The following is a 13,651-nucleotide window of genomic DNA, read 5'->3' as shown; positions in this document are numbered from 1 at the left end:
GTTCCCCGCATCCTCATCCCGAGCGCGCCGGGGGTGCGCGGTGCTCAGTCGGCGATCAGCCGCTTGCCGGTCGTCGTGGTGTCGAACCGGTCGTATCCCAGCGAGTCATAGAAGCCGAGCACGTCCCTGTTGTCCGGACGCACCATCAGCTGCACCTTCGGACAGCCCATGTCCAGGAGCGCCTCTTCTGCGGCCGCGACCAGCGCCCGTCCGATGCCCTGACCGCGGCGCAGCGGATCGGACGCGAGGTAGTAGAGCCAGCCGCGATGCCCGTCGTAGCCGGCCATCACCGAGCCGACGATGTCCCCGCCGTCCACGGCGACCAGGAACAGCTCCGGCTGCACCTGCAGTTTCCGCTGGATGTCCAGATGCGGGTTGTTCCATGACCGCGTCAGGCCGGTGGACTGCCAGAGGGCGATGACCGACTCGGTGTCTCTCAGCGCGAACGCACGGATGCTGGTCATGACTCCAGTATCCGGGCAACCAGGTCCTCGGCGCCCGGCTCGGACCACAGCACATTCGAATAGCGCTTGAACCACGACACCTGACGCCGCGCATACCGCCGGGTCAGCGCCTGGGTGTCGGCGATCGCTTCGGACTCGCTGGCTTCGCCGCGCAGCTGCGCGAGCGCCTGGGCATAACCGATCGCCCGCCGCGCGGTCACCCCGTCCTCGAGCCCGGCGGCGCGCAGCGCATCGACCTCGGCGACGAGCCCGGCCGCCCACATACGCTGCACCCGAGCGTCCAGGCGCACCACGAGTTCGTCCCGGGGTGCGGTGAGCCCGATCAGCGTCGAGGGCCGCCACCGGACCGGCTCGGTGGGCAGCACTGCCCCGTGGGTCTTGCCGCCCTGTGCCAGCACTTCGAGGGCACGCACCACGCGCCGCCCGTTGCGAGGGTCCACGCGGGCGGCCGTGTCCGGGTCCGCCAGGCGCAGCCGCTCGTACAGCACGCCCGGGCCGAGGCGCTCGAGCTCTGCTTCCAGCTGCCCGCGCAGGGCGTGATCGCGGGGCGGAAAGCGGAAGTCGAACAGCACGCTGGAGACGTACAGCCCCGAGCCGCCGACCAGGATGGCGGAGCGGCCACGCGCCAGCACGTCCTCGATCACCGCACGTGCCCTGGTCTGGTACCAGGCGACGGCCGCCTCCTGTGTCACCCCCAGGACGTCGAGCATGTGATGAGGGATGCCGCGGCGTTCGCCCGCGGCGAGCTTGGCGGTGCCGATGTCCATGCCGCGATAGAGCTGCATCGCGTCGGCGTTCACGATCTCCGCGCCTCCGTGACGCGCGTCGAGGGCCTCGGCGAGGTCCAGGGCGAGTTCGGATTTGCCTGTGCCCGTGGCTCCGACCACGGCGTACAGCCGTGCGGGGTGGGCCGGTGCGCTCACACTCCGACGCGGAGCGTGGGCAGCCCGAGCGAGACGGCGCGCGGGGCACCCGTGGGTGCGGCATCGGTCCCGGCGACGGGGATGGCGCACGACTCGGCCTGCGTGCGATCCCACGCGTCGCCTGCCCGGGTGCGGCGCACTCGCAGCGGAGCGCCGTCGGTGTCGGCGAGCAGGTGGAACGGCGCCGCGTGCGAGATCCGCACCGAGACGACGTCTCCGGGGCGCGGGATCTCGCTGCCCGGGGGAACTTCGAAATGGATCAGCCGATTGTCTTCGGCGCGGCCGGTGAGACGGTTGGTCTCGGCATCCTTCTTGCCTTCGCCCATCGAGACCAACACCTCCACCTGCCGGCCGAGCTGGGCTTGGTTCTCTTCGAGACAGATGCGGTCCTGCAGCGCCAGGAGCCGGTTGTACCGTTCCTGCACGATTTCCTTGGGCACCTGATCGGGCATCGTCGCGGCCGGCGTGCCCTCGCGGATGGAGTACTGGAAGGTGAAGGCACTCGAGAACCGAGACTGCTCGACCACACGCATCGTCTCGTCGAAGTCCGCCTCGGTCTCGCCGGGGAAGCCGACGATGATGTCGGTCGTGATCGCCGCGTTCGGGATGCGATCCCGGACACGATCGAGGATGCCCAGGAACTTCTCGCTGCGGTACGAGCGGCGCATCGCTCTGAGGACGCGATCGCTGCCCGACTGCAGCGGCATGTGCAGCTGCGGCATGACCGCAGGGGTCTCCGCCATCGCGTCGATGACATCATCGGTGAACGCCGCGGGGTGGGGGCTGGTGAAGCGGATCCGCTCGAGTCCCTCGATCTGCCCCGCCGCGCGCAGGAGCTTGCCGAATGCGTGCCGGTCGCCGAACTCGACACCGTACGAGTTGACGTTCTGACCGAGCAGGGTGACCTCGATCGCCCCGTCATCCACGAGCATCCGGATCTCGTTCAGGATGTCGCCGGGGCGACGGTCCTTCTCCTTGCCACGGAGGCTGGGCACGATGCAGAACGTGCACGTGTTGTTGCAGCCGACCGAGATCGACACCCATCCGCTGTAGATGCTGTCGCGCTTGGTGGGCAGCGTCGAGGGGAAGATCTCGAGCGATTCCAGGATTTCGAGCTCGGCTTCACCGTTGTGCCGAGCGCGCTCCAGCAGGCGAGGCAGCGAACCCATGTTGTGCGTGCCGAAGACCACATCCACCCATGGCGCCTTGTCCAGCACAGCCTGCTTGTCCATCTGGGCCATGCATCCTCCGACGGCGATCTGCATGCCGTCCTTGCGGCGCTTGACCGAAGCGAGGTGCCCGAGTGTGCCGTAGAGCTTGCCCGCAGCGTTGTCGCGGACGGCGCAGGTGTTGATGATCACGACATCGGCCTCTTCGCCATTCGATGCCCGGAGGTAGCCGGCACTCTCCAGGGAGCCGGAGAGACGTTCGGAGTCGTGCACATTCATCTGGCAACCGAAGGTGCGCACTTCGTAGGTGCGGACGCGTCCGTCGGCTGTGAAGGAAGCGGGTGACGGCGCGATCGTCGTCGGCGCTGAGGACGGAGAAGTCATGATGCGCTCCATTCTACGAGCCGGGCCTGTACACCCGGTCGCGCCGCCTCAGCGGATTCGGCTGCGGATGCGCGCGGCGGACAGTCCGGTGCACACCAGCGCGATGGCCACCAGGATGGCGCCGACCAACCCGGCCGATACCGCCCAGTCCGCGATGGTCAGATCGAGCCCGTAGAACATGCGCAACGGCTCCGCGGCCCCGGGCGCATCCGCGGTGATGACCGCGAGCGTGTCGGCCGAGAACTCGCGGCGCAGCAGCATGCCCGCTTGCGCGAAAGGCAGCGCGGCGACCACCGTGGCGACCGACTCGGGAAACGCGCCGATGGGGATGTAGGCGGCCGCGATGAATCCCAGGATCGTGCCGAAGATCGTCGCCAGACCCGAGAACGCGCCACTGGTACGGACGAAGGACACGATGAGGGCGGAGAGCGAGGTGAATGCGATGCTCGCGAGCACCACGATCAGCACGCTGCGGCCGATCTCCGGCGGGCTCAGCCACGTTCCGCGCACCACACCCAGGTACACGACGCTGATGGCCAGCACGAGCAGGGAGAGGATCACCGCCACCGACGCGGCAGACAGGAGATAGCCCAGGACCAGCTGACCGCGGCGCAGGGGGGCGACGAGGAAGTCACGGAACCGGCCGGTCTGGTCGTCGTCCACCAGCACAGCCAGTCCGCCCAGTCCGGTCGTGACGGTCGTGATCAGGACGATGCCGGCGAACATCCAGCTGTCCACGAAAGCCTGCACCTCGGCCGTGCTGGCACCGGGGAGCGCGTCCGCGAGATCGCCGGTCTGCAGGTTGCCCAGGAACAGCGTGTAGAGCCCGAACAGGATCAACGCGCCCAGCAGGGAGAAGAAGACATTCAGCCGGTCACGGAAGAAGATGCGCAGGTTGCGCCCGACGATCGCGAAGACGACGCTCATGCCGCTGCCACCTCGGCGGCCGAGCGACCCGTGAGGGCCAGGAAGACGTCATCCATCCGCCCGTGCCGGAATTCGAAGTCGTGGACGGCGCTTCCGTGGGCGGCCAGCAGACGCCGCGCGGTCTGCGCCCCGTCCACGGCGATCAGGACCATGTCGCCGTCCCGGGTCGGGTCCGCGCCGGCCGCGCGGGCCAGCGCGAGAAGGCCGTCAGGATCGTCGGTGGTCACCGTGAGCACGCTGCGGCTGTATTTCGCTCGGAGGCGGGCGGGCGTGTCGTCGGCGATGATCCGCCCGTCGTCGATGAGACAGACGCGGGCGGCCTCTTCGGTCTCTTCGAGATAGTGCGTGGTGAGGAACACCGTCAGATCGCCGCGCGCGCTGAGCTCATGAAGCGTATGCCACACGAGGGCACGGCTGGCGGGATCCAGTCCGGCGGTCGGTTCGTCCAAGAAGAGCACGGCCGGCTCGTGCAGCAGCGCCCGAGCGATGTCGACACGACGGCGCTGTCCGCCGGACAGCTTTCCGTAGCGCCTTTCCAGGAACCCGTCCAGACCGATCAGACCGGCCACCTCCGTGATCCTCGTGGTGAGGCGTCCGGCCGCGAGGCGGGACAGGCTGCCGCGCAGGCGAAGATTCTCCCCTACGGTCAGCAGCGGGTCCAGGAGCGACTCCTGGAACACCACCCCGATGGATTCGCGGACCCGGTCGCCCTCCCGGCGGACGTCGTGACCTCGGACTCGGACCTCGCCCGCGTCGAAGGACAGGACAGTGGTCAGGCATCCGATCGTCGTGGACTTGCCGGCCCCGTTCGTGCCGACGAACGCGAACACCCCACCATCCGGCACCGAGAATGAGATGTCGTCTACGGCGACCTTGTCCCGGTACCGCTTCGTCAGTCCGATCACGTCGATCGCCATCCAGCCCCCGTCCCGCTCATGACCACCGTAGCCGCGGCCCGCCGCGCCGGGGCCGTCAGCGGAACTGAACTCCGCCGCGCTGCTCGGTGAGGGCGGTGCGCACGGCGTTGGCTGCCACCGAGCCGGAGTATCCGCGTCGGGCGAGCTGACCCATCAAGCGCCGGGTCGCGGTGTCCATGTCATAGCTGCGCAGCCCGTTGGCCTTGCCCCGCGCGTACTCCAGCGCGCGCTCGGCGTCGTCGTCGGGGAGCGCGGCAAGCGCAGCGTCCGCCACGTCCCTGGCGATGCCCCGCGTGCTGAGCGTCTGCGCGATGGCGCGGCGCCCCTGTCCTTTGCGACTCGTGCCGGCGTACAGCAGCTGCTCCGCCAGGACGGCATCGTCGATCCAGCCGAGACCGGTGAAGCGTTCGATCGTGGCCTCCACGATCCCCGGTTCGACTCCGCGCTGCGCGAGGAAGCTGCGCGCTTCCCGCTCGGAGAGCGCACTGCGGCGCAGTCGCCGGGTCAGGAGCGATTCAGCATCCCCGGCCGAGGGATCCTCGTCTCCGCCATCGACGGACGGCTCGGCGGCATCATCGTGCTCACCGGCGATCGGTTCGAGCGGGATCGTCCAGCGCACCGGCGCTGCTTCGGTCGGCGCGGCACCTGGCAGGTAGGTGACGGGGGCGAGTCGTTCGCCCCCGTCACCTTCGCGGGAGACCATCAGGCCGGGCGCCGTGCTGCCAGCTCATCGCTGGTCGCCTCGACGACCTTCGGCTGACCGATGCCCAGCTTCACCTTGATCCTCGTCTCGATCTCGTTCGCCACATCCGCGTTCTTGAGCAGGAAGTTACGGGCGTTCTCCTTGCCCTGACCGAGCTGCTCGCCGTCGTAGGTGTACCACGAGCCGGACTTCTTGACGATCTCGTGCTCGACGCCGAAGTCGATCAGGCTGCCTTCGCGCGAAATGCCCGTGCCGTAGAGGATGTCGAACTCGGCCTGCTTGAACGGCGGGGCCATCTTGTTCTTGACCACCTTCACGCGGGTGCGGTTTCCGACGGCGTCCGTGCCGTCCTTGAGCGTCTCGATCCTGCGGATGTCGAGCCGCACCGACGCGTAGAACTTCAGTGCCTTGCCACCGGCGGTCGTCTCCGGACTGCCGAAGAAGACGCCGATCTTCTCGCGCAGCTGGTTGATGAAGATCATGGTGGTGTTGGTCGTGTTGAGGCCACCGGTGAGCTTGCGGAGAGCCTGAGACATCAGGCGCGCCTGCAGACCGACGTGCGAATCGCCCATCTCGCCCTCGATCTCGGCCTTCGGCACGAGCGCGGCGACGGAGTCGATGACGATCAGGTCGATCGACCCCGAACGGATCAGCATGTCGGCGATCTCCAGTGCCTGCTCCCCCGTGTCCGGCTGCGAGACCAGCAGCTGGTCGATGTCGACGCCGAGCTTCTGCGCGTACTCGGGATCCAGGGCGTGCTCAGCGTCGATGAACGCAGCGATGCCGCCCTGCTTCTGCACGTTGGCGATCGCGTGGAGCGTGAGTGTCGTCTTTCCCGACGACTCCGGACCGTAGATCTCGACGATGCGTCCGCGCGGAAGCCCGCCCACCCCGAGGGCGACATCGAGGGCGATGGATCCGGTCGGAATCACTTCGACGGGCGCGCGGTCGTCGCTGCCCAGTCGCATGACCGAGCCCTTCCCGAACTGCCGGTCGATCTGGGCGAGGGCCGATTCGAGGGCCTTCTCGCGGTTTTCGGGTGAGGGCATGGCGTGCTCCTTATGCTCGCGTTCCGTCGCCTGTAGGCTGTCGCGCTCCCCACCGGGGCTCGGAGAGGATGCTGCGACAAGGCATGTGGTGTCATCTGACGTGGTTCACGCTATGGGTGGGCTCCGACATCCGTCATCGCGCCGCCCGGTCGTGTGGACAGACCCGCCGTCGACACCTTCTGTGCAGAAGCCTAGGTCGCAATCGAACACATATTCGACGACACGCCGCGCGGATCGGTTGTCGAGTAGCGTGCGCAGCGCACCTACTCAGACACGATCCGCGCGCGATGCGCGGTGCCGCGTCAGCGCCCTTTCGCCTCGAGCCGCCCGACGCCGTAGCGCCGCTCGGGCGGAACGTCCGTCTCGGCGCACAGCGCAAGCCAGACATCGCGCGCCGGGATGCCGGCATCCAGAGCCTGTGTGGCCGTGCGGTCGCCGAGCGCGCTCAGGACAAGGTCCGCGACCAGGGCACTGCCCTGCGGACCGAACTCGTCCCGGACGGCGCGCTCGAATTCACTGCGTCGCATGGTTCCCCCGTCGTCTCAGCCGTCTCGGTGCGCTCGACGAGCACCCCCGAGGGGCGGTCCTGCACCCGGCCGGCTGCTCAGCGCAGGGAAAGCTCGGCGTCGACCGAGGCGACCAGATCGTCGGGCACCACGTCGGGGAAGGAATGGATCCCCTCGATGACGGAGATGCGGTCTCCGACCTCGCGCATGATCGTCGAGATCGGGACGTCGAGGGCCTCGGCGACCGACGCGAGGATCTCGCTGGACGCTTCCTTCTGACCGCGCTCGACCTCACTCAGATAGCCCAGAGCCACGCTTGCGCGGCTCGCGACCTGTCGGAGGGTGCGGCCTTTCTGCTGCCGGAAGTCACGAAGGACTTCGCCGATCTCCTGACGTACAAGAATCATCTGGGCCCCCCTCCTCACTTCTGCTCGAGCCATATCCGGGTGGATAACGGTACAACACCGGATGACGCCAATCTAATCCCGTGGGCTGGGGAATGGGTGGGAATCGCCGAATGTAACCGACCCGAAACACGATCTGTTCCCGCACGCCGGACTGAGCTCACCGCACCTCGTCCAAGGCCAGCTCCAGCGCCCTGCGGGTGGCCTGCGAGCGGATCTGCTCCCGCGTCCCGTCGAGCGCGAGCGCCTCCACGCGAACGGTAAGCGGCGTCGCGACCGCGATGTACACCGTGCCTACCGGCCGGCCGCCCTGCGTCGCCGGACCGGCGACGCCCGTCGTGGCCAGCCCGACATCCGCACCGACGCCACCGTGGCGGGTCAGTTCGCGCACTCCGAGGGCCATCTGACGCGCCACCTCCGGGTGGACCGGACCCTCGGCCGCGAGCAGGTCGGCATCGACGCCCAGCAGACTGTGCTTGAGGTCCGTGGCATAGGCGACCAGTCCGCCACGGAGGCATGCCGACGCCCCGGGGACGGCCACCAGGGATGAGGTCACCCACCCGCCGGTCAGCGACTCGGCCACGGCGAGGCTCCATCCGCGCGCAACGAGGCGCTGGATCAGCCGGTGCTCCGCCGCGGGCACGGCGTCCGTCACGCGGCGCTCCGACCTCGACGCGCCGCGCGCAGCTCGGTGAGGACGTAGTCGATGCCGCTGGCCACTGTCAGCGCAACGGCGATCGTCATCGCGGCTCCGTTGACCCAGAAGATCCACTCGCCGACCAGCGTCCACAGCGGCAGGAGCGCGAGAGCCAGCGCCACCGCCTGAGCGACGGTCTTGAGCTTGCCCATCCACGCGGCGGCGACGACGTGGTCGCTGGCGACGACCAGCCGGTGCACCGTGATGCCGACCTCGCGGACCAGCACGACGATGGTGATCCACCAGGGCAGCTCGCCGAGGATGGACAGCCCGACGAACGCGAACCCGGTGAGCACCTTGTCGGCGATCGGATCGAGGAGTTTGCCGAGGTCGGTGACGATCTCATACCGGCGGGCGATGTATCCGTCGATGCCGTCGGTGGCGATCGCGACGATGAACAGCGCCGCCGCCCACCATCGCAGCGCCCCGTCGGCTCCGTCGTCGGCCAGCAGCAGCCAGAGGAACACCGGCGCGCACAGGATGCGCACGATCGTGATCGCGTTGGGCAGCTGTCGCGGTACCGCCATGTCAGTCACGTCCCGTCAGGCCCCAGGCATCCTCGTCGCCCTCGGCTTCCACCACGGGGCGTCCCTCGAACTGCGCGTCGACGGGGTCCACGGCGCGCGCCGGCGTGTCGTCGCCGCGGAGCCGGGCGAGCACCTCCGGGAGCTGCTCGACGGCGACCAGCACGTCACGTGCCTTGGAGCCCTCGGAAGGGCCGACGATCTCGCGGGATTCGAGCAGGTCCATCAGGCGGCCGGCCTTCGCGAAACCCACGCGGAGCTTGCGCTGCAGCATCGAGGTGGAGCCGAACTGCGTCGACACGATGAGCTCGGTCGCCGCCAGCAGCAGCTCGAGGTCGTCGCCGATGTCGGCGTCGATCTCCTTCTTCTCGGTCGCCACGGCGACCTCGCGGTACTCCGGCCGGGCCTGGGCGGTGACGTGCTTGACGACCCGCTCGATCTCGGCCTCGCTGACCCACGCACCCTGCACCCGGATGGCCTTGGATGTTCCCATCGGCAGGAAGAGCGCATCGCCCTGGCCGATCAGCCGGTCCGCCCCGGGCTGATCGAGGATGACGCGCGAGTCGGTGACGCTGGTCACCGCGAAAGCCAGGCGCGAGGGCACGTTCGCCTTGATCAGCCCGGTCACGACATCGACCGACGGTCGCTGGGTGGCCAGCACGAGGTGGATGCCGGACGCGCGCGCGAGCTGCGTGATGCGGACGATGGAATCCTCAACATCCCGGGGGGCGACCATCATCAGGTCGGCGAGCTCGTCCACGACGACCAGGAGGTACGGATACGGCTTGAGGACCCGCTCGCTCCCGGGCGGCAGCACGACCTCGCCGGCGACGACCGCGCGGTTGAAATCGTCGATGTGACGGTAGCCGAAGGACGCGAGGTCGTCGTACCGCATGTCCATCTCCTTCACGACCCACTGCAGCGCTTCGGCCGCCTTCTTGGGGTTCGTGATGATGGGCGTGATCAGGTGGGGCACACCCGCGTACGAGGTCAGTTCGACACGTTTCGGGTCGATCAGCACCATTCGCACGTCGGACGGCTTGGCCTGCATCAGCAGGCTCGTGATCATCGAGTTGACGAAGCTCGACTTGCCCGAACCGGTCGAGCCGGCCACGAGCAGGTGGGGCATCTTCGCGAGGTTGGCCACGACGTAGCCGCCGCCCACGTCCTTGCCGACGCCGATCGTCATGGGATGCGTGGCCTTCTGCGCGGCGGCCGAGCGGAGCACGTCCCCGAGTGTCACGATCTCGCGGTCCGCGTTGGGGATCTCGACGCCGATGGCGCTCTTCCCCGGGATCGGAGCCAGGATCCGCACCTCGTTGGATGCGACGGCGTACGCGATGTTGTTGGTCAGCGCGGTGATGCGCTCGACCTTGACGCCGTGCCCTACCTCGATCTCGTACTGGGTCACCGTGGGCCCGCGCGAGAACCCGGTCACCCGGGCATCCACCTGGAACTGCTGCAGCACGCTCGTGATCGCGGCCACCACCGAGTCATTGGCGGCCGACCGGGTCTTGTGCGGTGTGCCGAGCGCCAGCGCGTCGACGGAGGGGAGCCGGTACGACGCAGAGGGCGCGAGCCGGGGACTGTCGCCGCCGAGTCCGGACAGCCCCGGCAGCACGCCGTCCTCGGGCGGGCTCGCGGTCTCGTCGTCGCGGATGCCGGTGTCGGCCTTGGCCGCCCCGCGTGGGCCGCCGAGCAGGGCGATCGGGTCGATGACCTCGGTGAGCGCTTCGGACGGAGCGGGCGGCGGGGGGATGGTCACGGCGGCCTGCTCGAACCCGCCCTGGCTCGCGCCGGGGCTCAGCAGCTCGGTCAGATCCTGCGAGCCGATCCCACCGTCGGCGTCCTTCTCCCGACCGGTCTTGTTCCGGCGCCACCAGGGCAGCGAGGGATCCTCATCGGCGGCTGCCTCGACGGAGTCCGCGACCACCGGCTGCGGACGTTCGGCGTCGAACATCCAGGCGTACAGGTCGCCGAGGCGCCGGCCGATCCGGTTCGGCGGCGTCTTGGTCAAAATCAGGATGCTGAGGGCGGTCAGCACGCCCAGCACGGCGCATGCGCCGATGTCGGTGATCAGGAGCGCGAGCGGTTCGCCGACCATCCATCCGAAGACGCCCCCGGCGTCGCTCAACGCGGGCAGACCCTCCCGCGGCTGCGGGCGGCCTCCGCCCACATGGCAGAAGCCCGCCACCGTGACCACCAGCAGCGCGAATCCGATGCCGATGCGGCCGTTGTCGTGGACGGACGCGGGATGCCGGAACAGCCAGCCGGCGAGCAGGAGCAGCAGCACGGGCAGCACGAACGCCACCCGACCGACCAGGCCGCCGGCCGTGAATGCACTGACGTTGCGCGCGATCTCGCTGCCGATGAAGAACCACTCGTTGACGGCTCCGGCGATCGCGAACAGCACGATCAGGAACGGCAGCCCATCCCGGCGCTGATCCTTCTCCAGCGTCTCGGGGCCGAACGCCCGGAACAGGCCGCCGGTGGCGTGGGCCAGTCCCATCCAGGCGCGCACCAGAAGAGGCTGCTTCTCGGTTTCGCCGACGTACCGCTTGGGAGCCGGCGCCGGTTTGCGGGCGCGCGACGAAGACGCGTTCGCGGGCGCACGACCATTATTGGTCGGGCTTGAGCTCCTGGCCATGACCTCCACGCTACGTCGCGGGAGTCGAAAAGGCCCGCAACGACGCGGCCGGACCCTCCGCGCCCGCGGCCTGGGGTCAGCGCAGAATCTTCACCATCGTGTCGCGGCCGATCCCGCTCTGCGTCACGGCGAAACCCTCGCTGCGGTACAGCGTCACGGCGAAGTTGCCTCGTTCTACGCTCAGGCTCAGACGCGCGTACCCGTCCGCCCGGGCGCGCTCGGTGAGGGACTGCAGGAGCGCCCTGCCCACCCCGTGCGCACGCCAGATCGGCCGGACGCCGATGATCAGCTCAGGCACGCCCGTGCCGACGTAGCCGAAGCCCGGCTCGCTGCGCGGCAGCAGCCGGTACCAGGCAGCGCCGATGGGCGCGGCGGTCGCATCGAGCGCGACGAACCCCACGTCGGTGGGACGCTGCCAGCCGGAGAGGTAGCGGCTGTGCTCGGGCGCGGTGATCACCTGGTGCTTCGGAAGCGCCGCACCGGGTCGCCAGTTGGCGGCCTCCACGACCATGTCGCCGAGGAAGCCGCCGTCGGCTTGAACGGCCGGGCGGACGCTGAAGGATGCCATCGCGCGATAGTACCGGCATCCCGAGGGCCGGTCAGGCCTCGATCACCAGCGGGATGATCATCGGCCGACGGCGCAGCTGCTGGTTGACCCAGCGTCCGATCGTGCGGCGCACGACCTGCGAGAGCGCCCGGGGGTCGCGGACGCCCGATCGCGCGGCCTCGGTCAAGGCGGCGGCGATCTTGGGCTTGACGCCGTCGAAGACGGTGTCGTCCTCCGCGAACCCGCGCGCGTGGATCTCCGGTCCCGTGATGATGCGGCCGGTCGCGGCATCCACCACGACGATGACCGAGATGAAGCCCTCTTCGCCCAGGATCCGGCGGTCCTTCAGGTCCGCCTCGGTGATCTCGCCCACGGTCGAGCCGTCGACGTAGACGAAACCGATGTCGAGCTGCCCCACGACACGGGCGTGGCCGTCCTTGAGGTCGATGACGGTCCCGTTCTCGCCGAGGATGGTCCGCTCCGCGGGGATTCCAGTGTCCTGCGCGAGCCGCGCATTCGCCATGAGGTGCCGGTACTCGCCGTGCACGGGCAGGACGTTCTTCGGCTTGATGATGTTGTAGCAGTACAGCAGCTCCCCCGCGGCGGCATGCCCGGAGACGTGCACCTTGGCGTTGCCCTTGTGCACCACGTTCGCCCCGAGCTTGGTCAGTCCGTCGATCACGCGGTACACGGCGTTCTCGTTGCCGGGGATGAGGCTGGAAGCGAGGATGACCGTGTCACCGGGACCGGGTTCGATCTCGTGGTCGTTGTTGGCCATGCGGCTGAGCACCGCCATCGGCTCACCCTGCGAGCCCGTCGACATGTAGACGATCTGATCGTCGGGGAGGTCGCGCGCCTTCTTGTAGTCGATGAACACGCCCGGGGGCACATGCAGGTAGCCGAGGTCCTCCGCGATGCCCATGTTGCGCACCATGCTGCGGCCGAGCAGCGCCACCCGCCGCCCGTTGGCGGCCGCGGCATCCAGGACCTGCTGGACACGGTGGACGTGGCTGGAGAAGCTCGCGACGATCACCCGACGCGGCGCCTTGGCGATGACCTGGTCCAGAACGGGTCCGATGCTGCGCTCGAGCGGGGTGAAGCCCGGGACATCGGCGTTGGTGGAGTCCACCAGGAACAGGTCCACGCCCTCCTCGCCCAGTCGCGCGAACGCGCGCAGGTCGGTGAGGCGGCCGTCCAGCGGCAGTTGGTCCATCTTGAAGTCACCCGTGGCCAGCACCATGCCGGCGGGGGTGCGGATGGCCACGGCGAGCGCGTCCGGGATGGAGTGGTTGACGGCGATGAACTCCAGATCGAACGGACCGATCCGCTCGTGCTGTCCCTCGGCCACCGTCAGGGTGTACGCCTTGATGCGGTGTTCCTTGAGCTTCGCCTCGATCAGCGCGAGCGTCAGCCCGGAACCGATCAGGGGGATGTCCGGCTTCAGCTTGAGCAGGTAGGGCACGGCCCCGATGTGGTCCTCGTGGCCGTGTGTGAGCACGACTCCGACCACGTCGTCGAGCCGGCTCTTGATCGGCTCGAAGTCCGGCAGGATCAGATCGACCCCGGGCTGGTGCTCCTCGGGGAACAGCACGCCGCAGTCGACGATCAGCAGCTTGCCGCCGTACTCGAAGACGGTCATGTTGCGGCCGATCTCGCCGAGGCCGCCGAGCGGCGTCACCCGCAGCGTCCCGGCTTCGAGGGCGGGCGGTTCGTACACGGTGCTGGACATCAGTCACCTTCCTGGGGATGCCGTGGCATCCGCTCTCGCGTGCACGCCCCGCTCAGCGGTC

The 13,651-nt window shown here is 68.9% G+C and carries 14 protein-coding genes; all 14 read right to left on the bottom strand.

Annotation, left to right across the window (positions count from 1 at the left end; translation table 11 throughout):
* Positions 1–44: 44 nt before the first annotated feature.
* Positions 45–464 (bottom strand): GNAT family acetyltransferase, encoded by a 420-nt coding sequence (locus NQ152_RS15180; RefSeq protein ID WP_257524574.1) that lies wholly within the window; start codon positions 462–464, stop codon positions 45–47.
* Positions 461–1,387, bottom strand: a complete 927-nt coding sequence (gene miaA, locus NQ152_RS15175; RefSeq protein ID WP_257524573.1) for a tRNA (adenosine(37)-N6)-dimethylallyltransferase MiaA — start codon at positions 1,385–1,387, stop codon at positions 461–463. The genes NQ152_RS15180 and miaA overlap by 4 nt, the downstream gene beginning before the upstream one ends.
* Complete coding sequence (gene miaB, locus NQ152_RS15170; protein ID WP_257524572.1) at positions 1,384–2,940, bottom strand: tRNA (N6-isopentenyl adenosine(37)-C2)-methylthiotransferase MiaB; 1,557 nt, start codon at positions 2,938–2,940, stop codon at positions 1,384–1,386. Before miaB ends, miaA begins: the two co-directional genes overlap by 4 nt.
* Before the next feature lie 48 nt (positions 2,941–2,988).
* On the bottom strand, positions 2,989–3,867 hold the full coding sequence (locus NQ152_RS15165) for an ABC transporter permease (RefSeq protein ID WP_257524571.1): 879 nt from the start codon (positions 3,865–3,867) through the stop codon (positions 2,989–2,991).
* Entirely contained in the window at positions 3,864–4,784 is a 921-nt protein-coding gene (locus NQ152_RS15160; RefSeq protein ID WP_257524570.1) for an ABC transporter ATP-binding protein, read from the bottom strand. Before NQ152_RS15160 ends, NQ152_RS15165 begins: the two co-directional genes overlap by 4 nt.
* Before the next feature lie 55 nt (positions 4,785–4,839).
* Positions 4,840–5,487, bottom strand: coding sequence for a regulatory protein RecX (locus NQ152_RS15155; protein WP_257524569.1), 648 nt, complete (start codon positions 5,485–5,487; stop codon positions 4,840–4,842).
* Positions 5,487–6,536 carry a recombinase RecA gene (gene recA / locus NQ152_RS15150; protein ID WP_257502688.1) on the bottom strand — a complete coding sequence of 350 codons (1,050 nt, stop codon included), beginning with the start codon at positions 6,534–6,536 and terminating at the stop codon, positions 5,487–5,489. Before recA ends, NQ152_RS15155 begins: the two co-directional genes overlap by 1 nt.
* 302 nt (positions 6,537–6,838) lie before the next feature.
* Positions 6,839–7,063: a DUF3046 domain-containing protein gene (locus NQ152_RS15145; RefSeq protein ID WP_257524568.1), complete on the bottom strand. Its 225-nt coding sequence runs from the start codon at positions 7,061–7,063 to the stop codon at positions 6,839–6,841.
* 77 nt (positions 7,064–7,140) lie between these two features.
* Positions 7,141–7,449: a helix-turn-helix domain-containing protein gene (locus NQ152_RS15140; protein ID WP_257502690.1), complete on the bottom strand. Its 309-nt coding sequence runs from the start codon at positions 7,447–7,449 to the stop codon at positions 7,141–7,143.
* A 157-nt stretch (positions 7,450–7,606) separates the two neighbouring features.
* Positions 7,607–8,101, bottom strand: a complete 495-nt coding sequence (locus NQ152_RS15135) for a CinA family protein (protein ID WP_257524567.1) — start codon at positions 8,099–8,101, stop codon at positions 7,607–7,609.
* The gene (pgsA, locus tag NQ152_RS15130) at positions 8,098–8,670 is read right to left on the bottom strand and encodes a CDP-diacylglycerol--glycerol-3-phosphate 3-phosphatidyltransferase (protein WP_257502693.1); all 573 of its coding nucleotides are present in this window, start codon (positions 8,668–8,670) and stop codon (positions 8,098–8,100) included. Before pgsA ends, NQ152_RS15135 begins: the two co-directional genes overlap by 4 nt.
* A gap of 1 nt (position 8,671) precedes the next feature.
* On the bottom strand, positions 8,672–11,314 hold the full coding sequence (locus tag NQ152_RS15125) for a DNA translocase FtsK (RefSeq protein ID WP_257524566.1): 2,643 nt from the start codon (positions 11,312–11,314) through the stop codon (positions 8,672–8,674).
* A 76-nt stretch (positions 11,315–11,390) separates the two neighbouring features.
* A complete protein-coding gene (locus NQ152_RS15120) occupies positions 11,391–11,882 on the bottom strand; it encodes a GNAT family N-acetyltransferase (protein ID WP_257502695.1) in 492 nt (163 codons plus the stop codon).
* A gap of 31 nt (positions 11,883–11,913) precedes the next feature.
* Complete coding sequence (locus NQ152_RS15115; protein WP_257502696.1) at positions 11,914–13,590, bottom strand: ribonuclease J; 1,677 nt, start codon at positions 13,588–13,590, stop codon at positions 11,914–11,916.
* Positions 13,591–13,651: the final 61 nt, after the last annotated feature.

It is taken from the genome of Microbacterium sp. zg.B48, from assembly GCF_024623505.1.
GTDB lineage: Bacteria > Actinomycetota > Actinomycetes > Actinomycetales > Microbacteriaceae > Microbacterium.
The sequence above is the reverse complement of the archived record's forward strand: the minus strand, read 5'-3'. Positions and strand labels throughout refer to the sequence as shown.

What these genes read in the sequence shown, in the direction of transcription:
- miaB (WP_257524572.1), bottom strand. Translation starts at nt 2,940, where the DNA reads ATGACTTCTCCGTCCTCAGCGCCGACGACGATCGCGCCGTCACCCGCT.
- NQ152_RS15165 (WP_257524571.1), bottom strand. Translation starts at nt 3,867, where the DNA reads ATGAGCGTCGTCTTCGCGATCGTCGGGCGCAACCTGCGCATCTTCTTC.
- NQ152_RS15180 (WP_257524574.1), bottom strand. Translation starts at nt 464, where the DNA reads ATGACCAGCATCCGTGCGTTCGCGCTGAGAGACACCGAGTCGGTCATC.
- NQ152_RS15145 (WP_257524568.1), bottom strand. Translation starts at nt 7,063, where the DNA reads ATGCGACGCAGTGAATTCGAGCGCGCCGTCCGGGACGAGTTCGGTCCG.
- NQ152_RS15115 (WP_257502696.1), bottom strand. Translation starts at nt 13,590, where the DNA reads ATGTCCAGCACCGTGTACGAACCGCCCGCCCTCGAAGCCGGGACGCTG.
- recA (WP_257502688.1), bottom strand. Translation starts at nt 6,536, where the DNA reads ATGCCCTCACCCGAAAACCGCGAGAAGGCCCTCGAATCGGCCCTCGCC.
- NQ152_RS15160 (WP_257524570.1), bottom strand. Translation starts at nt 4,784, where the DNA reads ATGGCGATCGACGTGATCGGACTGACGAAGCGGTACCGGGACAAGGTC.
- NQ152_RS15140 (WP_257502690.1), bottom strand. Translation starts at nt 7,449, where the DNA reads ATGATTCTTGTACGTCAGGAGATCGGCGAAGTCCTTCGTGACTTCCGG.
- NQ152_RS15155 (WP_257524569.1), bottom strand. Translation starts at nt 5,487, where the DNA reads ATGGTCTCCCGCGAAGGTGACGGGGGCGAACGACTCGCCCCCGTCACC.
- pgsA (WP_257502693.1), bottom strand. Translation starts at nt 8,670, where the DNA reads ATGGCGGTACCGCGACAGCTGCCCAACGCGATCACGATCGTGCGCATC.
- NQ152_RS15125 (WP_257524566.1), bottom strand. Translation starts at nt 11,314, where the DNA reads ATGGCCAGGAGCTCAAGCCCGACCAATAATGGTCGTGCGCCCGCGAAC.
- NQ152_RS15120 (WP_257502695.1), bottom strand. Translation starts at nt 11,882, where the DNA reads ATGGCATCCTTCAGCGTCCGCCCGGCCGTTCAAGCCGACGGCGGCTTC.